The organism is Oscillatoria sp. HE19RPO (assembly GCF_024220515.1).
In the GTDB taxonomy this organism is placed as follows: domain Bacteria; phylum Cyanobacteriota; class Cyanobacteriia; order Cyanobacteriales; family Laspinemataceae; genus Laspinema.
This window is the reverse complement of the sequence record NZ_JAMXOT010000065.1, coordinates 17,851-40,161: the sequence shown is the minus strand read 5'-3', so window position 1 is coordinate 40,161 and position 22,311 is coordinate 17,851. Positions and strand designations below refer to the sequence as shown.

Genomic DNA, 22,311 nt, shown 5'->3' with positions numbered 1-22,311 from the left:
CAGGATTAGGGCGTTTGCCAAATCCGTTGATGGTAGGCATCAACATTGGCATAGGGGTCAGGATTATCGTGGCTATGACCGTGATCGTGGCCATGACCATGATCATGACCATGACCATGATTATGACCGTGATTATGGCCGTGAGCATGACCCTCTGACTTGGCCATTAATCGGAATTTGCACATTTCACAGTTCATTTGCACCTGTCCTAGATGGGTTTCAATCTCGCGATCGCGCAGGAGGGTCAGCAATTCTCGATTAATTCCCATTTCGGGGAGGGCGGTAATTGAAAGGTCCGTCCATTGTTCTTGTTGCGCGGCAGTGATATTGAAAATTTTCTGGACTAAAACGCCGGTAAACAGGAAATAAGGAACCACAATAATCCGTTTGGGTTGGAAGAGTCGGGCGCGATCGAATCCTTCTTCTAACCGGGGATGGGTAATGCCAATAAAACAGACTTCCACGGTTTTATAACCGCTGCCTTCCCACAAAATTCGGGCGATTTTATAGACATCGCTGTTGGCATCCGGGTCACTGGAACCCCGTCCGACGAAGAGTAATACCGTGTCCGATCGCTCAATTTGATGGGGATTGTGCTGCGGTTGGTCTAGTTGCGCCAGTCGCGATCGCCACAACTCCACAATTCCCGGCGCGATTCCAAAATGCCGTCCGTAATAAAACTTGAGATGGGGATGCCGTTCCCGGGCCCGGTCTAATTCATTGGTAATATCAAACTTATTGTGGCGCGCGGCAAACAGCAGCACTGGCAACACGGAAAATTCAGAATATCCCAGGTCCACACACCGATCTATCCCCTCCTGAATCGTAGGGCCAGTCAGTTCCAGGAAACAAGGCACAACCAGCCGCGACGAGTCTAAGGCTGTATAGGCTGCTGCAAAATCCAGGAAACTTTGCCGTCCCCGTTCGTCGCGGGTGCCGTGACCGACCAGTAATAAAGGACGCTGTATCGGTAAAGGTGGCAATTCCACAGACTGTAACTCGGAAGTTGGTGATGTAATGTCGATCAGATCGGATGTTTTGACGTTCGTCATTAAAATACAGGCTCCTTGTCCCGTGCGAGGCAGGAAATCGATTGAGCAAATAACCGGCGAGGGCGTTCTGGCTTGCGATCGCTTCTGAGTCCCTGGGCTGAAAACACCCTGGGGACCCCAGACCACTAATCGCTGACAGTTGCCGCACAGCCTCGGATTTTCACCGGAGTTTCCCCTCGCCCTTTCTCTAGCTTCGTTATCTTATCTTATTTAGCTGGGAATCTCTATGCTCGGGAGGGGGATAGATGGGGCATCCCTTGGTATTCTATGGCTTATAACTGATGTAAAATAAAGAATAAAGAATTAATAACCCAGGATTTTTTAGGGGTGCAAATTTGAACTTTTGCAATTTTCAAAGGGCGGTTTTATCTATTTCCAAAGCCGGTTTCAGCCTCGGGATTGCCCCCGGATTTATAAAATTTTTCCCAAATTGTCCAGGTTGTGGTGTATAATCTAAATAGACTTACCAAACCTAAAGCTGGGGGTGGATAACTTTAATTGGATATAACCAAACCATAACGAATCGATAAGTCAAGACCCGGAAACTCGGTCACTCTACGGATGCAAGGGAACAGAATTGTTGGCCTTGGATCGAGTTTGCTGCCGCAATCAAACCCAGTCATATAAAGGATGAAACTTGTATGAGACTGCCTCATACTTAGCGTTTGAGTCTCAAAAAAAGCATCACTGAAACAAATCGCATCAGGCGATCGCCCTGGGAGATCGGGCGGTTGTCATCGCTTGTTGCGGATAGGCGATCGCCGTTCAATCTTGCTTGATTTTTATACAAAAAATTGAGGAGATAGGCTCAAGAGGCCCGATTTCCGGATGTCCAGTCCGGATGTTTCCTTGATGCATACTGACTTGTCTTCCCTCCACAGGGTGAGGACGTTGCAGAGATTGGGCTTTTGAAACTGAGTTTCTCCACTCTGTCCCGACAGCCTCGGAACTATACCGAATCGATCTCCTGTTTCCATTTCAACCTATATCAACCAACGCGATCGCGTTTGTCCTGTCCTTTTTTTCCAATTTCTTGATTTTTTTATGAGTATCATCAGTAGATGCCCCGTAGCGGGCGAAACAGACTTACAACAGATTGCCGATCTAGTTAAAACCTGTGAAGTCGATGGGTTACTAGACGAAGATAAATCAATCGCCGATCTCAAATGGATCGTCACTACCTCATCGGTCAGGTCCCGGCGGTTATGGAAAGACTCAAACGGTCACCTGCGAGGGTTTGGACAACTTTGGATACCGGAACCCGACGACCGACTCGATGGGTATTTGTGGTTCTACGTTGACCCCAAAGATGCCTTGGAAAATAGCTTTACCGATGGCATTATTCCTTTAGAAACCGAGATTTTAGATTGGGCAGAAAATCGCCTGCGAGAGATTGGCAACCAGAGTAGACTGAGTATCCACTTACATACCAAAACTCGCGCCGAAGCCTTAATTAGAATTTCCATCCTAGAACGGCATAATTTTAGCCGAGAACGCACCTTTTTGACCCTGGTTAAATCCGACCTAGAAGCCCTACCCACCCCAGAATTTCCCTCGGGATTTACGGTGCGATCGGTAGAGGCCCCCAGAGATAATCAAGCCTGGGTAGACTTATATAACGAATCCTTTATTGACCACTGGGATCACCACGATTTAACCCTCAGTAGTTTTCAAGATTGGCAACAGGATCCCAACTATCAACCGGAATTTGATTTAGTGGCAGTCGCCCCCGATGGCACCTTTGCCGCCCTCTGCCAAAGTTCCCTCCAAACCACCTTACCTCACTCCAGCAAAACCGGCTGGATTAGCTGGTTAGGAACCCGCCGGGGCTTCCGCCGGATGGGTTTAGGACGTTCCATGCTCATCGCTGCGATGCAACGACTTTACGCTGCCGGTGCCACCAGCATCAAACTCGGAGTCGATGCCGATAGTGCCACAGGTGCAACCCGATTGTATGACGCAATGGGCTTCCATCCCGTCCAAAGTTGGCTATCCTACGTTAAAACCCTATAAAAGAAACCCCCCGTTCGTAGTAACGACTTCAGTCGTTATCGTCTTAAGTTTGTAGTAACGACTTCAGTCGTTATCTTCTGAAGTTCGTAGTAACGACTTCAGTCGTTATCTTCTTAAGTTTGTAGTAACGACTTCAGTCGTTATCTTCTTAAGTTTGTAGTAACGACTTCAGTCGTTATCCGATCGCCCGACGGTTAGCCCAAGTCAGCGTTCAAGGAGTAGCCCTGTCAAGGTGGTAAATTTAATGACGAAAAATCGTTATTTCTTGGACAGGCGCTTCTCGTTTCGCCCCTACAAGAGGTAAATTTAATGACGAAAAATCGTTATTTCTTGGACAGGCGCTTCTCGAAGCGCCCCTACAAATCAATACACCTTGACAGGGCTAGCGTTCAAGGAGTGCGAGAATCTTGCTCGCTATTGAGTAGTATGAGCGAGCAAGATGCTCGCACTCCAATAATCCATAATAAGAGATGTACCGCAACCGGCAATGTCGGTGCCTGCTTTATCGGATTAGATTAACCTGCAACCATGAGACAAAAAATCTGGATTCTGCTGCTGTGCCTGCTGAGTGCGATCGCCATCATCTTAGTGAGTCTGACTCGCCATCAATCCCCGGTATCCTTTGATGATCCCCCGAATGCTCCCCTCTCACAGCCACCGGCAGATCCAGTCCCCACCCTTCCCGAACCCAGTCCCCTCAGCATGGAGTTCCGACGCGCGCCAGCAGTCGTCCCCAGTCGCCTGATGGCCGATTTAGAAGCATTAGCCTTTGAACGCTCAACCCCAGATAACCGAGAAGAGTCCCGAGAGTATATCCGCAATCGCCTTGTAGCAGCCGGATGGACTCCGCAATCTCAACCCTTTGCAGATGGAATCAACCTGATTGCCAAAAAACCGGGGAGGAATCCCGAAGCGGGAAGTATCCTCCTTGGCGCACATTATGATACCGTTCCCGGTTCTGCCGGTGCCAGTGATAATGGCAGTGGGGTGGCGGTGTTGTTGGAAGTGGCGCGACTGTTGCAGGACTGGCAAACTGAGCGATCGCTAGAGTTGGCCTTTTTTGATTTAGAGGAAATCGGATTACATGGCAGTTTTGCCTTTGCCAGCGATCCCAACTTAGTCGCGGACTTACGCGGTGCCATTGTAGTAGATATGGTGGGATATGCTTGTTATCAAGCCGGATGTCAGGATTATCCCAGTCAACTTCCTATACAACCGCCCAGCGATCGCGGTGACTTTGTAGCCGTGATTGGAGATACGGAACATTTACCCCTGCTGGAAGTGTTCCTGATGGAAACTAGAGCTAATTTACCGCCGGTTTATACCTTGCCCGTTCCCTTTAAAGGGTTGTTAATTCCTGATACTTTGCGAAGCGATCATGCGCCCTTTTGGTATCACGGGATTGGAGCAGTTTTAGTGACGGATACGGGGAATTTGCGATCGCCTCACTACCATCAACCCAGTGATACTCCCCTTCAGATTGATCGAGACTTTTTTATCGGTTCTGCACAACGGATTGCCGATGCGACGGTGACATTATTAGAGAGTCAGGGAAGTTTAGAAACTAATATGACTTCCACATTTTTGGAGGCTAAACCCTAACTGTAGAGGCGATTCGCGAATCGCCTCTACAGTTAGGGTCTGATATTACAGATGGGACAGTCCATCTACTGCCCCTACACGAATGCTGGAGAAGCGTTATAAAATTAAGGGAAACAACTCATTGGGAATCCGTTATGTTAGAAGCGCCAACTCAGATCACCCATCAGGATTTAGCCACCGAAGCGATCGCCTTGATTCGGCAAGCGGGGTGTGAGTATGGGGAGATCCGTCTGTGTCGTTATCGAGATCGCAGTCTAACCGCGCGCGATCGCTCTTTAAGCAACTTGAGCGATCGGGTGAGTGCCGGATTTGGGGTGCGGGTTTTATATCAAGGGTCTTGGGGATTTGCGGCGAGTCCCCGCAGGAATTCAGCAGAAGTTAGACGAATTGTGGCCCTCGCCGTGGAAATTGCGAAAGGCAGTCACCTGACGCAACAGACGCCGGTGAAGTTAGTCCCGGTAGAAGCTTATCGGGATAGTTATAGGACCCCGATTGCCATTGACCCGTTTACGATTCCCATTGAGGAGCAAGCGGCGTTATTGTTAGAGATTAATGAGCGGTTGTTAGGGTATGGCGATCGCGGGATTAAAAAAGCTTCGTCTTTCTTGCGCTTTACCCAGGAACAGAAAATCTTTGCCTCAACGGAAGGTTCCCTGATTGAACAAACGATTTACCGCAGTTATCCAGGATATAATTGTACCGCGATTGCCAATGGAGATGCCCAAAGTCGCAGTTATGAACGGCCTCCGTTGAATTGTGGCTATGAACATATTGACAAGGCGGACTTGTTGGGAGAAGTGGACCGAGTGGCAACAGAGGCGATCGCCAAAGTTCACGCGCCCAAGGGACCCTCGGGAATTAAAACCACTTTAATCCTGAAACCTACGAATCTTTTTCTCACTATTCATGAATCCGTCGGACATCCCACGGAACTCGATCGCGTGTATGGTTATGAGGCGAACTTTGCCGGGACCAGCTTTGCCACCACCGATGGCTTGGGAAGCCTGCAATATGCCGCCCCTTGGGTCAACTTTAAAGCCGATCGCACCCAACCGGGGGGACGGGGAACAATGGGATATGACGATGAAGGAGTTATATCACAAGAATGGTACGTTGTCAAGGATGGAATTTTAGTAGATTATCTCACCGATCGCGAAACCGCAGCGCGACTGGGACGGGGGAGTAGTAATGGATGTGCTTATGCCGATAGTTGGTATAACGTGCCGATGGTGCGGATTCCCAATCTGGGGTTAGAACCGGGACCGGATGGGGGGAGTCATACCGCGACGCTTGCTGAAGCGATCGCCGATACCGAGGACGGGATTTTAATTGATGGGATTGGTAGCTATTCGATTGACCAACAACGGCGGAATTTTCAATTTGGCGGGGATGCCTTTTGGCAAGTCAAAAAAGGGAAAATCGTGGGAATGTTAAAAGATGTCACCTATCAGTCGATGACCACGGATTTTTGGAAAAGTGTGGATGCGATCGGGCCAAAATCTGAGCAGATTCAGTGTGGCACCAATCTCTGTGGAAAAGGAGAACCGATGCAGGTGGCGCAAATGACTCACGCTTGCGTCCCAGTCAGGGTGCGGGACATTTTCATTGGCGGCCCTTCGTGAACCTTGGGGACTGGGGATATAACGGGATTGCGATCGGTCCCTTTTTGATTCGGTCCCGCCTCGGATTTTCCCATGAGGTAGAGAGCAAGTCTGGTCAAGAGGCGAGACCCGAATCGATCCAGTTTATCAGATCCATGATTGGACCGGAGTTCTAGCCTATGATAATCGGTCCTCTTTACTAAGAAAATACAAGGGGACCGACTCAATTTATCAAAAATTCAAAAACCCAGGGAGACAAGGACGGAGATTGCGGATAGAATCAGATTAATAATACAGTTTTGAGCAATCCAGATATGAATCCCATGAGAAAGCGCAGGAATAGCAGAAAAAAATTGAAATAGGACCACGAGAAACAATCGCTTTTGACCCTTACCCTCCGGCTAATCCAGTCGAATTTTTTTAAAAGCGGTTTTCAGATTTAAATTTATTAAATAAAAACCCCGATTGATGCCACAACTAAAACTCAGCGATTCCATCCTCAATCGCCAAGAACTAGCGTCGTTGGATGTATTGGTTTCCCCCATCTGGATTTGGGACTTTGACCAAAAGCAGGTGTGGTGGGCAAATGCTGCGGCTCTAGGTCTGTGGAAAGTAAAAAATCTAACAGAACTGCCAGCAGGAAATTGGAGTAACCCATTTGACGAGAATTCAAGCGGGATTGAACTCGATCTAGAACAATTAAAACAGGGTACAACTGTGGTGAAACAATGGACCTTTCAAGCGGATGGTGAACCCGTATCCATTCGCTGTGCTTGTTCGGGAATTCGGATTGAATCCGGAAGAATGGGGGTCTTGGTGGAGGGAATGACTGAAGTCATGAAACGCCATGACTGGGAACTTTGGCGGTCGAATGAAGTGCTCAAGCAAGCGACGGTGATGATTTCTCTGTACAAAGCCGATGGCACGATGATGATGCAGAATCCGGTGGCGAAGCGGTGTTATGGGGAGGAAAAGCCGGGAGAGAATTCGCTTAAAAATGCCTGGAAACAGAGATTTGTCAGTCGCAGGGATGCGGAACGAGCGTTAGACTGCATTGAAGCGGGGAATGTCTTCTATCACGAAACCCAGATGCAAACCTTGCAGGGGGTACGATGGCACGCGGTCGAGATTCGTAATGCGACGGATCCGGTAACCGGCGATCGCGCGGTTCTGGTGAATGAGAAAGATATTACGGAACTCAAGGAAGCAGCAGTGCAACTCCAACAGCGCGATCGCCTGTTAGAAGGGGTGGCATTAGCAACCTATGCGCTGTTAACCGCATCCAATCTATCGGAGGCGATTTCTAAGGCATTGGCTGAATTAGGAAATGCTGCCGGAGTCGATCGCGCCTACCTGGTGGAAAATTACCAAAGTCTGACCGAAGAACATCTGATGAGGATGTGCTGGGAATGGGTTGGTCCGGGAATTCCTTCCTCGAAGGATAAACCGGAATTCCAAACCCTTTCTTATGAGGAAAATTTGCCAGGGTGGTACGAGACTCTCTGTGCGGGAAAAGCGATCGGGGGCAGGGTTAAAGATTTAAGCCACACGGAACGAAGACTCTTAGAAGCCCAAGGAATTAAATCCATTTTAGTCATGCCGATCGCCATTGAAGGTCGATTTTGGGGATTTATCGGCTTTAACGATTGCCATCATCAACGGCAATGGTCCGAAACAGAAGAATCGATTTTAAAAGCGACTGCCGGAAGCATTGGAGGGGCGATCGCCCGTCACCAGGCGGAGTCCAAACTGGCGACATTGAATGCTCAGTTAGAGGCGATCGTGGAGGAACGCACCGCTAAATTAAAAGCCGCCAATGATCGACTCAGAGCGGAAATTTCCGAAAAAGCTAAAATCGAAGACAAATTGCGCCATAATGCGTTTCATGATGCCTTAACCGAACTGCCCAACCGGACGTTATTTATGCAAGAACTGCGTCAGGAGTGGGAACGGGGGAAACAAAATCCTAACTATTTATTTGCGGTGCTATTTTTGGATCTGGATCGCTTCAAAGTGATTAATGATAGTTTGGGTCATGGGGTAGGCGATCGCCTGTTGATCGAGATTGCCGAACGTCTTCGCAAGACCCTGGCGGTCCGTCCCCATAGTTTCCGGCGCAATGAACACGCGATCGCCCGCTTGGGAGGGGATGAATTTGCGATCCTCCTCAAAGATATCCGCGCCTTACGCACCGCAAGGCGAGTGGCAGAACGAATTCACGCTTGCTTAACCCGTCCCTTTGCGATCGAAGGACAAGAAGTGTTTACCAGTGTGAGTATCGGGATTGCCCTGAGTTCCCGGGGTTACGAACGCCCCGAGGACCTGTTACGGGATGCGGATATCGTTATGTATCGCGCCAAAGCCCTGGGACGCTCTCGCCACGAGGTGTTTGATACCGCCATGCACGATCGCGTCGTTCGATTACTCAAGCTCGAAAACGACCTCCGGCGTGCCATTTCCGAGGGAGAAAAGCGACTGCCAACTCCCCGGTTTTACCTCTCTCCCACCCCAGATTCAGAAGGTCATGACAGCGGAGAAGACGGGGGGATTCAGACCCCATCCCTGCCCTTTAATTCCGTCAAAAAACCCTCCGCCTTTACCTTGCATTATCAGCCGATTGTCTGCCTCAAAACCGGACGAATTGAAGGATTTGAGGCCCTATTGCGATGGGAACATCCCGAACTTGGGTTTGTGCCTCCGGGGGAATTTATCTCGATCGCCGAGGAAACGGGCTTAATTGTTCCCCTGGGTCAGTGGGTACTCCGTGAGGCGTGCCAACAGTTGCGAATCTGGCAAGAACGATTTCCCCAATCGCTACCCTTAACCGTAGCGGTTAACCTATCGGGACGGCAATTTTCCCGGGTGGATTTGATCGCACAAGTGGATCGGATTCTGGCCGAAACGGGAATTGATGGCAGGATGTTAAAGCTGGAAATTACCGAAAGCGCGATCGTGGATAATCCTGAACTAGCAACCGAAATGCTGTTGCAGCTTAAACAGAGAAAAATCCACCTCTGCATGGATGACTTTGGCACCGGGTATTCTTCTTTGAGCTACTTACATCGGTTTCCCCTAGATACTTTGAAAATTGACCGTTCCTTTGTGAATCGGATTGGAGTTGAGGGAGAAAATTCCGAAATTGTAATGACAATTGTGAGTTTAGCTCACGATTTGGGCATGGAAGTGATTGCGGAAGGAGTGGAAACATCGGCCCAATTAGAGAAACTCCAAGAACTCGGATGTGCAATGGCTCAAGGGTATCTGTTCTCACCCCCGGTGGATAGTGAAAAAGCATCTCAGTTGCTGATTCAGGAGGGGAAGTTAGTCACCAACTGGTAAGATTCAACGATCCCAACTGATGAGTTGGGGTCAAGGGTCTGAGTTTTTCAAGCCTGAGATTCCTGTTCGTGATAGGCCACATAAACCGCCTCTAAAAACTCCTCTGCCGACACCTTTTTAGTCAGAGGTTCTCGGATGAGCGTCTGTTTAGCCTGGGTCCCGAATGGACGACCCCTGATTGATCGAGGGGGGCGATCGGGCAATAACCCAGCTTAGATTGTGGTATTGTAGAGTTATCCCAATTGGTGATTAGCGATGGAAGGATCTGTAAGTCTTCACATTCCCCAAGAACTCCTAGAAAGCGCCCAACGCCTGATCAGTCCCGAGGAAACCCTAAATGATGTCGTCATCCTCGCATTGGATCGAGAAGTTCGACGCAGGAAAGGATTAGCTGCCCATCAAAAAATTCTAGCCCTCCACAAAGAATTATTGCCCCAACCGGATGATACGGAATTGATTCGTCAACTTAGAGAAGGGGAAAGATGAGTAGAACCCTTTGTTTAGATACGAACGTTTTGATTAAATATCTGGTGGCGGGGGAATCTCATCCTAATGCGATCGCTTTGATGGAAGAAGTCATTGAGGGGCGAGCCAGATTGGTAGCCCCCTCTTTTACCTGGGCGGAAGTCGGTTCGGTACTCCGGAAGAAAATCCGAGTCGGACTTTTGACGACAGAACAAGCGACAGATCTGTTCTCTGCATTTTGTGATTTGCCGATTGAGTATATCAATGGAGAAGAACTCTATGCTAGAGCCTGGGCGATCGCTGACCAGTATAATTTACCAACGCTTTATGATGCGGCATTCCTCGCCTGTTCTGAAAAAGCATCGGCTGAGTTTTGGACAGCAGACAAAACCCTGCTAAACTCTTTGGGAACTGCAAAACCAGATTACGTTAAGGAACTGGGGGAGTAAAATAGGATGTCAATTGGGGAAATTATTGCGATTTTAGCATTATTAATTGCTATATTCCAGACCATGCTTGCCTGGATGAGTTATGAGGGAATTCGTTTATCACTATCTTCAAGTGAGTGGATTTTTCTGTTTATAACCTTGATAGTATCTGCATTTATTGTCGGGATGCTCTTTGAGGCTTCAGGTGAATCTTTGTTACTTTTTTTTACGGGTAATTTTATTATAAATGAGTTAACAAGGTTAACAAGCATGGCTAGTGAGGATTCCAACAAAAATAGGATTATTATTTTGCTATCGATAATCATGATTTTCATACTAACGTTCCTTATTTCTTGGTTACCTGCTGCATCTCATGTTTGTATGATAAAGTCGGTTTCATATATAAAAATAATATTAAATAATGTTTCGATATTAAATGAATGCAATAAAAGTTTTGAATCTGTTATGTCTTTTTTTAAATGGGCAATTTGTATTTATTTTAATCTGTTTAATCTGACAATTAGTCTGGTAGCAGGAAGTGATTCAATCAGAACAAGAAATTGGTCTATCTATCGATTAATGAATTGGTTGACTTGCGGAATGGGAGTATGCTTAGGATTGTTGCTTCGCCTAATCTTTATTAAATTTTAGTCCGGGCAACTTTAATTCAGAGGAAGAACAAGAAATTGGGAAAGCTAGGAAACTTTAAAGCTCTGTTCCTTTATTTTGCCCTATTTTGTAAAGCTATTTTTAATTACCCACCACTGGCCCAAAAATAGAAATTCAACAGATCATCGCCTCCACAGTGATAAAATAAACCATAAGCTCTCAAGTTTTAAATTCCTATGACCCCAGCAACTGCCCCGATTTTAATGAGTGAGGACCAAGCCCTATCCTTGGTGGAATCGACCCTGAAGCAATCCCAAGCGGATGGCGTGTTTGTGAGTCTGAGTGATGGGGAATCTTCCCTGAGTCGGTTTTCTGAAAATCAAATTACCCAAAATATTAGTCGCAGTCGGTTTAATCTGACGATTACCAGTTATTTTGGCAAGCGGAGTGCTTCGGCATCGACTTCGGAGTTGGATCCGGAGGCGATCGCCTCAACCCTGCGCCAATCCGAAGAACTTGCTCGAATTGCACCCGAGGACCCGGAATGGGTGCCCCTCCTCGAACCCCAATCTTACGATCGCCGGATTCCCGCTTTTGATGATGCCACGGCGACGGTTTCTCCCTTGCGGCGAGGAGAAATGGTTAAGCAGGTTTGTGAGAAGGCGGCAGAATCCGGGGTGGAAAGTTCCGGGACCCTGAGTGTGGCGGCGACGATGCGGGCGATCGGCAATTCTCTAGGGGTATTGGCAAGCGATCGCAAAACCGAGGCAGAGTTCAGCGTCACGGCTAAAATTGGCAAGGGTTCCAGTTGGACTTCTCGGACGGCGTTTGCGATCGATCGCCTCCCAGTCGCCCAAATGACCGAACAGGCGATCGCCCGTTCCATTGCCTCCCAGTCTCCCCGCAAAATTCAACCCGGTGTATATCCCGTCATCTTTGATGCAGCAGCGTTTGCCGACTTACTCCCTTGGGTAATTTGGAATTTAGATGCAAGGGCCGCCGATGAAGGGCGATCGTTCATGTCTCACACCGATTCATCGGGCAAATCTGCCGGAAATCGTGTCGGAGAAACAATGTTTAGCCCCTTGGTCCAAGTCCAGCGTAATCCCGCCCATCCCTTATTGCAATCCGGCACTTTTTTCGAGGATGGATTGAGTAATACAGCCTTGGATATCATCACCAATGGCATTCCCCAAACCCTCTCCTACAGTCGCTATTGGGCGCAACAGCAGGGCAAACAACCCACGGGAATGATGTATCCGATCGCCATGACGGGTTCCGATGCCAGTCTCGCCGATTTAATTGCCCAAACGCCACAAGGCATTCTTGTGAGTCGTGCTTGGTATGTGCGCTATATCAACCCGCGCACCTTAGAAGTCACCGGCATGACTCGCGATGGTACATTCTGGATTGAAAATGGGGAAATTGCTTACCCCATCGAAAACCTGCGCTTTAATCAAAGTTTACCGGAACTGTTGCGGGATGTGGATGCCCTCACAACGGTACACCGCTTTGGAGGCAGCGTCGTTCCCGGTGTGCGCGTCAAATCTTTTAATTTCACGAGTAACACGGATAGTATATAACCTCATCCAGAAAACCTCAAGCGTTAATATCAAGTCCGTTGGATTAACCTAAAAAAACATTCCTTCCTCCTCTCCCCCTTCCCTTGCAGGGAAGGGGGTTGGGGGGTTAGGTCAGTGTGGGCGATCGAGCAAACATGATATAACAGGCAAGGGACCGGAGAGCAACTTTTCCAGCAACTCTTGAGTCCCTCGAAATTTAGCAAATTTTGGTTTATAATCGAATCCAGTTGATTTGTTTAAATTGTTATAAAGTAGGTCTCAATGAAATTTCCCCTATCGATTATTTCTAGCTTGTATCGCACGGTCCTCCGCAATCCAAAATATCGTTGGCCCGTTATTTTGGGGAGTTTACTCTATCTGATTAGTCCGTTTGATATCTCCCCAGATTTCATCCCGATTTTAGGACAAATTGATGATGTGGCGTTGCTAGTTTTGTTCGTGGGGGGTATTTCAGAACTACTCACCGAATGGATGCAAAGCTTAAATCCCAGTAATGTCCAGGAGGAAGTTCATGCTGAATCATCCCATCCTGAAACTCAAACCGTTGATGTAGATGCGGTTTCTGTGGATTAGGCGATGGCGTCATCTGGCGAGTTGCTGATGTTTTGATTGTCCTTTATTTAACTTGGTCATCTATCATGCTTGTGGAATCCCCAACCCAAACCCAATTTTATACCTGGAAAAATTATCGATGTGCCTATCAAGTTCATCATCCCGATGACTCGAATATTCCCCTTGTCTTAATTCATCCGATTGGGGTGGGTTTATCCGGTAATTTTTGGTATCGGTTTTGCCAAGAGTGGTATCAAGCGGGTAACACCAATCCCATTTACAATCCCGATTTACTGGGATGTGGGGATAGCGATATGCCTCGGGTGACTTATACCCCCCAAGATTGGGCGGAACAAGTCTTGTATTTTATTAAAACTGTTGTTAAAAAGCCGGTAATTATCGTTACTCAAGGGGCTTTGTTTCCCGTAGCGATTAAATTAGTGCAACTGGACAAAGAATTACCCCTAGGGGAAACTTCGTGGATTCAAAAGCTGGCTTTGTCTGGCCCTCCCGGGTGGAAAATTATGACCCGAGAAGGGTCACCTGTACAGAATAAACTCCGGTGGAATTTGTTGTTTGATACACCTTTGGGAACAGCTTTTTATCGGTATGCCCGCAGTCGCAAGTTTTTAAAATCATTTTCGATTAAACAACTGTTTGAGAATCCCGATTCTGTGGATGAGAATTGGCTGAATATGTTGGAAAAAGGGGCAGCCAATTTGGAAACTCGACACGCGGTGTTTGCCTTTCTTGCTGGATTTTGGCGGGAAGATTATGAACAGGCGATCGCCAGTATTCAGCAACCGACTTTAGTGGTGATTGGGCAAAATACGTCCAATATTAGTCGGGAAGGATTAAAGGAAACCCCTGATGAGCGATTGGCGGCTTATTTGAATGCCTTACCGAATGGGAAAGGGGTAAAAATTAATGGGCGGAATGTTTTACCCTATGAAGCCACTGCCGAATTTGTCCAGGCGATCGCACCCTTTATTCGGGAAAGATAACTAACATGGTGCGTCAGGGGAGCATCTCAATTTGGCAAAGAGACCTAACCCCCCAGCCCCCTTCCCTACGAGGGACGGGGGAGCAAGACGTATAAATTCCTCTTTGAGGCCCAATTGAGATGCTCCCTGCGTCAGAGACTAGAGTAATCCTGAGAAATCCCCCTTAACAAATAAAACCCTCCTTGTTCAAAAGGAGGGTTTTTTCAGTCAGGAAATCCTTTCCCAAAACTTAATAAGCGTCTTGTAACTCGTAAAATTCTGGGGAAATATAATCCTTCCGCAACGGCCAACCGACCCAATCTTCCGGCATCAAAATCCGTTTCAAATTCGGATGTCCTTCATAAACGATGCCATACATATCATAGGATTCCCGTTCTTGGAAATCGGCGGATTTCCAGATCCAGTAGACCGATGGCACCGTGGGATTTTCTCGGGGAACGAACACTTTGATGCGAACTTCATCCGGGCGATCGGCAAAGTCCGTGACCTTAACTAAGTGATACATACTCACCAAATCTTGTCCCGGACCTGGATCGTAACCGCACTGACATTGGAGATAATTGAATCCGTAGGCATAGAGTGCCGTGGATAACGGAATCAAAAATTGAGCATCAACCTTGAGGATTTCTACCCCCAAATGATCCGGTTCTAAAGCTTCATGTTGAAAGCCATTTTCAGTCAACCATTTAGAAACTTTCCCCGTGGGGACAATTTTCTCTTCAGAACCTTGGGTTTCTTTCTTCTCTTCAGGCACGTTTTTCCTCCTTCTTCTGACTCGCTTTGAGGGCCGGGGGTACGGGCATTCCGATCGCCTCGGTTAACTCCTTCGGTGGGTTTTGGCGCGTGGCAGACTGCAAATAAGTCCCCGTCAGAATCGGGTCAACCGCCTTCATATTGTGCGCGCGAGTGTAGAAGCGGTGGGATTGCTTAATCTGACCCCGTTCCTGCATCGCATCATTAGAGATTTTCTTGCGAAGTTTAATGATTGCATCAATCACTGCTTCAGGACGAGGAGGACACCCAGGCATATAGACATCCACGGGAATCAGTTTATCCACACCACGCACTGCGGTGGGTGAATCTGCGGAAAACATACCGCCAGTAATGGTGCAAGCGCCCATTGCGATCACATATTTTGGTTCCGGCATTTGCTCATACAAACGGACCAAAATCGGTGCGTATTTCATGGTAATCGTGCCTGCGGTAATGATTAAATCCGCTTGGCGAGGACTGGAACGGGGGACCAACCCGAAGCGATCAAAGTCAAACCGGGACCCGATTAAGGCCGCAAATTCGATGAAACAGCAGGCGGTGCCGTACATCAGGGGCCAAAGACTAGAGAGTCTAGCCCAGTTGTGGAGGTCATCCACCGTGGTGAGGATGACATTTTCTGAGAGTTCCTGAGTGACTTCCGGTCTGGCGATCGGGTTAATGAGCCGTCCTTCACTCAGATTTGGGGGAGTTGAATTAGATTTCATGACCATTCTAAGGCTCCTTTACGCCATGCATACACGAGAGCAATCACAAGGATTGTGATAAAAATGAGGGCTTCAATAAAGGCCAACACTCCGAGTCGGTGGAATGCGACAGCCCAGGGATAGAGAAACACGGTCTCAACATCAAAGACCACAAAGACCAGGGCAAACATATAGTAGCGGATATTAAATTGGATCCATGCCCCGCCAATGGGTTCGACGCCGGATTCATAAGTGGTTCGCCGTTCAGGAGAGGTTGCTTTGGGTCTAACTAATCTCGATGTACTGAGGGCCAGGATCGGGACTAGGCTGCAAACCAACAGGAAACCCAGGAGATATTCGTAGCCGGAGAGGACAAACACAATAAGTAACTCTAGCCAGATAGGACTTGTACGACTGGTTTACATTTTTACATAATTGTGGAGGCAGCCGCTAAGAGAACTGTTCGTCTTCAGGCGTTATCCAAGTTCGTAGCAACGACTGAAGTCGTTATCCAAGTTCGTAGTAACGCCTTCAGTCGTTATCCGGCGTTTGTAGTAACGACTTCAGTCGTTATCCGGTGTTTGTAGTAACGACTTCAGTCGTTATCCGGCGTTTGTAGTAACGACTTCAGTCGTTATCTTCAGTTCGTAGTAACGACTTCAGTCGTTATCCGGTGTTTGTAGTAACGACTTCAGTCGTTATCCGGTGTTTGTAGTAACGACTTCAGTCGTTATCCGGTGTACATGGCGATCGCCAGCAACCCTTTCAGGAGAGTTTAAACCCTTGCCGGTTGTAGCAACCGGGGCAGTGGCGCTGTGATTATCCATCCGGAAACGACTGAAGTCGTTACTACGAACCTAAGAGAACGACTGAAGTCGTTACTACGAACTGAAGAGAACGACTGAAGTCGTTACTACGAACCTAAGAGAACGACTGAAGTTGTTACTACGAACTGGGGACAACGACTGAAGTCGTTACTACGAACTGAAGATAACGACTGAAGTCGTTACTACGAACACCGGAGAACGACTGAAGTCGTTACTACGAACACCGGAGAACGCCTGAAGTCGTTACTACGAACTGGGGAGAATTGGGTGGGACCGATCGCGAAGGAAGATTTAAGCTGTAACCGTTATGAATGGAAAGCGGTTCACTACTATGTCATAATCTTTAACATCGTTTTAATGTTTGGACCTTCCCATCCTTTGAGTTCGATGAACACTGAAGAAGCCCTTCAACCTGAAGAACTAGATCAGTATGAATGCCGCTCATGCGGCTACGTTTATGAACCCGAGAAGGGAGATGGCCGTAAAATTGCTCCTGAAACAGCATTTACGGAGGTTCCCCTAACTTGGCGCTGCCCGGTTTGTGGGGCCAAACCCACACAATTTAGCAACATTGGACCGAAAGGGACCGCCTCGGGGTTTAAGGAAAATTACGGCTTTGGGTTTGGGGCCAATACCCTGACTGGGGCGCAGAAAAATATCTTGATTTTTAGTGCCTTGGCACTCGGATTCATCTTTTTTCTGAGTTTGTATGGTTTACGCTAAAAAACTGAGTTGCTAGAACCCCTCACCCTAAGCTCGAAATAGCCGCTAACTGCCGGGGTGACGGCCCGATTGGTTTGGGTGTTACCCCCGTTCATGATTGAGAAATAGATAAATTTTGAAGGTGATGGACTCCATCTTAAAAAGTTTGAAACGAATTGTTGCATTGCTTGCGGTTGTCCTACTCTGTGTCAGTTGCAGCAAGGTCCCCTCTTTGAGCTACAACCCTTGGAATGTTGTCCCGTTACCCACAGAAGCTAACCTGAATGACATTAGCTTTACCGATGACCTCCAGCATGGATGGTTAGTGGGCTCTGAAGCGACGCTGCTGGAAACTGCCGATGGGGGGAAAACCTGGGAACTCAAGCAGTTAGGCTTAGATGACGAACGTGCTCGCCTGAATTCGGTCAGTTTTGCGGGTTCAGAGGGATGGATCGTCGGTGAACCTTCAATTTTGCTGCATACTACAGATACGGGACAATCTTGGGAACAAATTGCACTCAGCGATAAGCTCCCGGGTAGTCCTTTAACTATTGTTGCTCTGGGTGATGATTCGGCGGAGATGACTACCAATGTCGGGGCGATTTATCGCACCCAAGATGGTGGGAAAACCTGGAAGGCAATGGTAGAAGAGGCGGTTGGGGTGATTAGAAATCTCGATCGCTCGCCGGATGGGAAATATATCGCTGTCTCTGCCAAAGGAAACTTCTTCTCGATGTGGGAACCGGGTCAAAGTGCCTGGGCCCCTCATAATCGCAACAGTTCGCGACGCATCCAAAATATGGGATTTTCCGCTGATGGTCGTCTGTGGATGTTGGCCCGTGGGGGTCAGTTGCAATTTAGCACCCCAGAGGACCCGGAAAATTGGGATGAAGCGATCTATCCGGAGTTTTCCACAAGCTGGGGACTGCTGGATTTAGCTTATCGAACTCCCGATGAACTGTGGATTGGGGGCGGTAGTGGCAACTTACTCCGGAGTATCGATGGTGGGGTCACCTGGGAAAAAGACCGTGAGGTAGAAGATGTGCCTTCTAATTTTTACAAGGTCCTGTTCCTGAATGAAGAGACGGGTTTTGCGATCGGTCAACGAGGGATTCTCCTGAAATATCACGGGACCTCCGAAGCGGCCTAAGTTTAGGCCCTTAACCGGGGGGCGATCGGGCGATCGCAGGAGTTTTTGGATTTTATTCCCTGAACTTGCTTGTGATGGTTTCTGAAGTTTTGTATCATAGATTAAGATTTTGCGCGTTGTTAGAGGAGGAATCTGAATGTCTACAGGCTCGACCGGAGAACGTCCGTTTGCTGATATTGTTACCAGCATTCGCTATTGGGTGATTCACAGCATCACCATTCCGGCCTTATTTATCGCCGGTTGGCTGTTTGTGAGCACTGGGTTAGCCTACGATGCGTTTGGCACCCCTCGTCCGAACGAATATTTCAGCCAAGAACGCTTGGAAGTGCCGATCGTTCAGGACCGCTTTAGTGCGAAAGACCAGATTAACGACTTGATGATTAAGTAAATCAATGTAAGGAGGTAGTCCATCGTGACGACAAATCGTTCAAACGAGCCAATTTCTTATCCCATTTTTACCGTTCGCTGGATAGCTGTTCATACCCTAGCTGTTCCTACGGTATTCTTCTTGGGTGCGATCGCGGCGATGCAGTTCATTCAACGATAAGTTCAGGAGAATTCAATGCCAACTCGCAGTTCTAATCCCAACAAGCAACCTGTTGAACTTAACCGGACTTCCCTCTACTTGGGCTTACTTCTGGTTTTTGTTCTCGGAATTCTGTTTTCCAGTTATTTCTTCAACTAACTGGTAAAGTTTGTCTAGTTTGAGTTGATTTAACCAAATCCGTAATTTTTTAATGGGGAGGCAAGTGTAATGTCTGGAGAAACAAGAATTCCTTTGTGGATTATCGGTACGATCGCCGGGATGGGTGTCCTCACGGTTGTGGGTCTGTTCTTCTATGGAGCCTACGTTGGTGTAGGTTCCTCGATGTAGAGTTCGGTTCTATCTATATCAAGAGGTTAACCTCTAAAATCTAACCATCCGGAATAAAAATGCCGCCCACTTTACAGCAGGCGGTATTTTTATTGCAGTTAGTCGTAAAAAACCCACACCTTCCAATATCTTCTCCATGTTCGTAGTAACGACTTCAGTCGTTATCCCCTCCATGTTCGTAGTAACGACTTCAGTCGTTCTCTTATCAAAGTTCGTAGTAACGACTTCAGTCGTTATCTTATCAAAGTTCGTAGTAACGACTTCAGTCGTTATCTTCTCTAATGTTCGTAGTATTTGCAGAGATTTGGCGGCGATCGCAACAACCCACACCCCCATCAGGATTCTTACTACGAACCCGGAAACGACTGAAGTCGTTACTACGAACCCGGAAACGACTGAAGTCGTTACTACGAACATGGAAACGACTGAAGTCGTTACTACGAACATGGAAACGACTGAAGTCGTTACTACGAACCCGGAAACGACTGAAGTCGTTACTACGAACATGGAGAACTACTGAAGTTGTGGGTTAGTCAACCCAGAATCCTGAATCTAAATCTTTTCCCCCTTAACCTTTTATAGCGGTAAACTCGGGGGACCTGGGGGGGAAATTTGCCGTTCAATGGACACTTTGTGACTCTCGCGTTGGGTTTGCATTTCTACAGCGATCGCCTCAAATTGCACCTGCAAACTGCCATAAGGCACCATCAATTCTCGACTGCCTTCCACATCCCCAAATCCCGTCGGCCAAAACTGGGTTAACCAGTGGGGTCCATCCAGAACCGTCCGACTCTGGCGATCGAGTACCCATAATTTCACATAAATTCGGGGTAGCATCTGGGGCAGTTGCACCGTGACTTTGACCGATCGCCCTGCGCTTAATTCTCCCTTGGGTAAACTCAAGCGCGGGTTGGGAACCGGCTGATCTGCCGGTAACAGCAAGAGGGCCGCCCCTTCTTTAGCACTAGCAGCAGTAACCGATGCTTCTGCGAGTAACTCATCATCAACCACAATTTCCCGGGCTTCCCAGTCAATTTCCTCCGGTTCTGGAGGCAACTCTCCAGGGACTTCTGGATGATTTTCCTCTCCTGTCTGATATGCGATCGCCTCATCCATCTCAAATGGATTTTGTGCCAATTCCGACTCTTCCAACTCCTGGGAAACCGGAGTAAAACTAATTTTCAGCCAATCGGACAACTCGCGATCGCCCGCCAAGGCATTCAACCGAGAAAAGAACCGATCCTGTAAATGTAAGGATTGAAACGCTCGATCCACCGGAGAAGCCTTTTTATCACCCAGATCCGGTTCTGCTTTCACCTCCGGGGAGGGGGGAGTCGCCTCAGTTTCTGCCGGTGTAGTCGGCAATTCCTGGGGAACCGGGGCACTCGTAGGCTGGGTTTCCGATTCTGCCGGTTTTGCAGTCTCGGGATCTGGCGATTTCACTTCCTCTACTGGCGGTGGCGGTTGAGGACGCTTAAAGGTTGGCAAATCCAAGGGTTTCGGCCCTTGGGGAGCTTTTCCTTGAGGTTTAACAATCTGTGGCGGCAACACCTGATTTCCCGAGGGTTCAAAGGAAATCGGTTGACTCTTCTTAATCGTTTCCAGAATTTCATCAAACGAGGCATCGATTTCTTCAACATTCTGCTGATGAATCGATTCCCGAGAATGCTCTAACAGCTTGTCCTCATTCAAGTCTGAGGAAATCGCCCCGAGTAAGTCATCTAAATCCGCAGTAATCGTAAACGATCGCACCCCTAAGCGGGTCCCACTGCCATCAGACAAACTCACCTCTCCTAACAACAGATGACTCGGGGTTTGTTCTGGAATCTCCACCGGACAGCTAAATTGCATCGGTAGCGTTCCCGCAGACAAGGGAAGTCCTACCTCCACAATTTTTGCCCCAGTCTGGGGATTTTTCAGCATCACCCGCAATTCTAAACCGGGAAGGCGATCGCCGACTTTGCCATCAACCGCCTCAATCCGTCCCTCTAGGGTTAAAACTTTACCCCATTTCACCATATAGGTTTCCCGCTGCAACACCAGTTGCAACGAGGGCAGTTTTTGAGGCTCTGCCTGGGGTGGCAAGGGGGGGACCGGAGGGGGATTAGTGCTGGACCCTTCCGCCACTGAGGGGATGCGATCGGGAAAAGCGTACAATTTGCCCGGGAGGGAGGGGTCCGCAACGGGTGTGGTAGTGCCTGGGTTCTGTTCCAGTGCCACCCCGGTTGCCTCATCTTCCGCAACTGCTTCAGCGGCAGCTTGGAGGCGATCGGTCCCTTCCTCCTCGGCAAATTCTTCCTCGCGATCGGATTCCGTTTCCTCCTCGAAACCCGAACTCAGACCCCCAGAGAAATCGCTACCCCCTTCCTCCTCAATGGATAACACCTCAACCCGAATCGAACCCTGAGTCGTTTGGTCCAGAAAACAGGTAAAATCCCAGAATCCGGGCTTGAGACGAGTAAACGGGATCACCACCATCAAACCCTCTGCATTGGTGCGAGTCCCCCGCTTCTGCATCCGACGCTTTGGCGGAAACTCTTCCGACGATTGATAAATCGCCCGAATCTCCACCGGCACATTATTCCGGCTACACCGCGCAACCATGCGATAGCGCCCTTCCAAAATTTCCACTTCCGGAGATTCTACGGAAAGCCACGAGCGATCGCCTTCTTTCTGGATCAGAAATTCCCAGTCTTCCATCGGTTCCGACACAGATAACCCTTGCCTGAGTTGTTTTTGCCAATTATGTCTGTCAGTTTAACCCACCCAGAGCTCATCTGGAATCACCCGACCCCCTTGAGTTGGCAAAGCCCTACACCCTGAAGGGTGCGGCTACAAAAACAAAGCCTGCCTCCGCAGGCTCAAGACAAGAGAGACTTTTAAACACTCGCTTTCGTTTTAGTTCGTAGTAACGACTTCAGTCGTTCTCTTAAGTTCGTAGTAACGACTTCAGTCGTTCTCTTAAGTTCGTAGTAACGACTTCAGTCGTTCTCTTATCTTCGTTCGTAGTAACGACTTCAGTCGTTTCCGGATCCCCCAACTCAATTAATTTA

General features: G+C 48.2%; 22 protein-coding genes and 1 riboswitch. Of the genes, 17 read left to right on the top strand and 5 right to left on the bottom strand.

Going from position 1 to position 22,311, the window contains the following annotated elements; all coding sequences use genetic code 11:
• Window positions 1-5 precede the first annotated feature (5 nt).
• Window positions 6-1,052, bottom strand: a complete 1,047-nt coding sequence (locus tag NG833_RS07110) for a sirohydrochlorin chelatase (protein WP_254564602.1) — start codon at window positions 1,050-1,052, stop codon at window positions 6-8.
• A gap of 39 nt (window positions 1,053-1,091) precedes the next feature.
• Window positions 1,092-1,266: riboswitch (cobalamin riboswitch) on the bottom strand.
• An 830-nt stretch (window positions 1,267-2,096) separates the two neighbouring features.
• On the opposite strand from NG833_RS07110, the gene NG833_RS07105 reads away from it, so the two are divergent.
• The 10 genes from NG833_RS07105 to NG833_RS07060 all read left to right on the top strand — a co-directional run bounded on the left by NG833_RS07105 (window position 2,097) and on the right by NG833_RS07060 (window position 14,248).
• Entirely contained in the window at window positions 2,097-3,065 is a 969-nt protein-coding gene (locus NG833_RS07105; RefSeq protein ID WP_254564601.1) for an N-acetyltransferase, read from the top strand.
• Between the two features lie 528 nt (window positions 3,066-3,593).
• A complete protein-coding gene (locus NG833_RS07100) occupies window positions 3,594-4,667 on the top strand; it encodes a M28 family peptidase (protein WP_254564600.1) in 1,074 nt (357 codons plus the stop codon).
• A 134-nt stretch (window positions 4,668-4,801) separates the two neighbouring features.
• Window positions 4,802-6,289, top strand: coding sequence for a TldD/PmbA family protein (locus tag NG833_RS07095; RefSeq protein WP_254564599.1), 1,488 nt, complete (start codon window positions 4,802-4,804; stop codon window positions 6,287-6,289).
• A 447-nt stretch (window positions 6,290-6,736) separates the two neighbouring features.
• A complete protein-coding gene (locus NG833_RS07090) occupies window positions 6,737-9,607 on the top strand; it encodes an EAL domain-containing protein (protein WP_254564598.1) in 2,871 nt (956 codons plus the stop codon).
• A gap of 255 nt (window positions 9,608-9,862) precedes the next feature.
• Window positions 9,863-10,093 (top strand): YlcI/YnfO family protein, encoded by a 231-nt coding sequence (locus NG833_RS07085; RefSeq protein ID WP_254564597.1) that lies wholly within the window; start codon window positions 9,863-9,865, stop codon window positions 10,091-10,093.
• The gene (locus NG833_RS07080) at window positions 10,090-10,521 is read left to right on the top strand and encodes a type II toxin-antitoxin system VapC family toxin (RefSeq protein ID WP_254564596.1); all 432 of its coding nucleotides are present in this window, start codon (window positions 10,090-10,092) and stop codon (window positions 10,519-10,521) included. Before NG833_RS07085 ends, NG833_RS07080 begins: the two co-directional genes overlap by 4 nt.
• Window positions 10,522-10,527: 6 nt before the next feature.
• A complete protein-coding gene (locus NG833_RS07075) occupies window positions 10,528-11,151 on the top strand; it encodes a hypothetical protein (RefSeq protein ID WP_254564595.1) in 624 nt (207 codons plus the stop codon).
• Window positions 11,152-11,345: 194 nt separating this feature from the next.
• Window positions 11,346-12,692 (top strand): TldD/PmbA family protein, encoded by a 1,347-nt coding sequence (locus tag NG833_RS07070; RefSeq protein ID WP_254564594.1) that lies wholly within the window; start codon window positions 11,346-11,348, stop codon window positions 12,690-12,692.
• Window positions 12,693-12,953: 261 nt separating this feature from the next.
• A complete protein-coding gene (locus tag NG833_RS07065) occupies window positions 12,954-13,265 on the top strand; it encodes a YkvA family protein (protein WP_254564593.1) in 312 nt (103 codons plus the stop codon).
• 65 nt (window positions 13,266-13,330) lie between these two features.
• Window positions 13,331-14,248, top strand: coding sequence for an alpha/beta fold hydrolase (locus NG833_RS07060; protein WP_254564592.1), 918 nt, complete (start codon window positions 13,331-13,333; stop codon window positions 14,246-14,248).
• 229 nt (window positions 14,249-14,477) lie between these two features.
• Here NG833_RS07060 and NG833_RS07055 read toward each other — a convergent pair whose 3' ends face one another.
• From NG833_RS07055 to ndhC, 3 genes are read right to left on the bottom strand one after another with little or no spacing between them, the layout of a single operon-like run.
• Window positions 14,478-15,002: an NAD(P)H-quinone oxidoreductase subunit J gene (locus NG833_RS07055; protein WP_309143836.1), complete on the bottom strand. Its 525-nt coding sequence runs from the start codon at window positions 15,000-15,002 to the stop codon at window positions 14,478-14,480.
• On the bottom strand, window positions 14,995-15,732 hold the full coding sequence (locus NG833_RS07050; protein ID WP_254564591.1) for an NADH dehydrogenase subunit K: 738 nt from the start codon (window positions 15,730-15,732) through the stop codon (window positions 14,995-14,997). Before NG833_RS07050 ends, NG833_RS07055 begins: the two co-directional genes overlap by 8 nt.
• Window positions 15,723-16,085, bottom strand: a complete 363-nt coding sequence (gene ndhC / locus NG833_RS07045) for a photosynthetic/respiratory NAD(P)H-quinone oxidoreductase subunit C (RefSeq protein ID WP_015150278.1) — start codon at window positions 16,083-16,085, stop codon at window positions 15,723-15,725. The genes NG833_RS07050 and ndhC overlap by 10 nt, the downstream gene beginning before the upstream one ends.
• Window positions 16,086-16,799: 714 nt before the next feature.
• Here ndhC and NG833_RS07040 point away from each other — a divergent pair.
• The 7 genes from NG833_RS07040 to NG833_RS07010 all read left to right on the top strand — a co-directional run bounded on the left by NG833_RS07040 (window position 16,800) and on the right by NG833_RS07010 (window position 19,778).
• A complete protein-coding gene (locus NG833_RS07040) occupies window positions 16,800-17,255 on the top strand; it encodes a rubredoxin (protein WP_309143835.1) in 456 nt (151 codons plus the stop codon).
• 124 nt (window positions 17,256-17,379) lie between these two features.
• On the top strand, window positions 17,380-18,384 hold the full coding sequence (locus tag NG833_RS07035) for a photosynthesis system II assembly factor Ycf48 (RefSeq protein WP_254564604.1): 1,005 nt from the start codon (window positions 17,380-17,382) through the stop codon (window positions 18,382-18,384).
• A 136-nt stretch (window positions 18,385-18,520) separates the two neighbouring features.
• The gene (gene psbE, locus NG833_RS07030) at window positions 18,521-18,772 is read left to right on the top strand and encodes a cytochrome b559 subunit alpha (RefSeq protein ID WP_254564590.1); all 252 of its coding nucleotides are present in this window, start codon (window positions 18,521-18,523) and stop codon (window positions 18,770-18,772) included.
• 24 nt (window positions 18,773-18,796) lie between these two features.
• Window positions 18,797-18,931, top strand: coding sequence for a cytochrome b559 subunit beta (psbF, locus tag NG833_RS07025; protein WP_015150282.1), 135 nt, complete (start codon window positions 18,797-18,799; stop codon window positions 18,929-18,931).
• Window positions 18,932-18,946: 15 nt separating this feature from the next.
• Window positions 18,947-19,069, top strand: a complete 123-nt coding sequence (locus tag NG833_RS07020) for a photosystem II reaction center protein L (protein WP_015150283.1) — start codon at window positions 18,947-18,949, stop codon at window positions 19,067-19,069.
• Window positions 19,070-19,138: 69 nt separating this feature from the next.
• Entirely contained in the window at window positions 19,139-19,258 is a 120-nt protein-coding gene (locus tag NG833_RS07015; protein ID WP_015150284.1) for a photosystem II reaction center protein J, read from the top strand.
• A 136-nt stretch (window positions 19,259-19,394) separates the two neighbouring features.
• Complete coding sequence (locus NG833_RS07010) at window positions 19,395-19,778, top strand: hypothetical protein (RefSeq protein WP_254564589.1); 384 nt, start codon at window positions 19,395-19,397, stop codon at window positions 19,776-19,778.
• A 56-nt stretch (window positions 19,779-19,834) separates the two neighbouring features.
• Here NG833_RS07010 and NG833_RS07005 read toward each other — a convergent pair whose 3' ends face one another.
• Window positions 19,835-21,958: a hypothetical protein gene (locus NG833_RS07005; protein ID WP_254564588.1), complete on the bottom strand. Its 2,124-nt coding sequence runs from the start codon at window positions 21,956-21,958 to the stop codon at window positions 19,835-19,837.
• Between the last annotated feature and the right edge of the window lie 353 nt (window positions 21,959-22,311).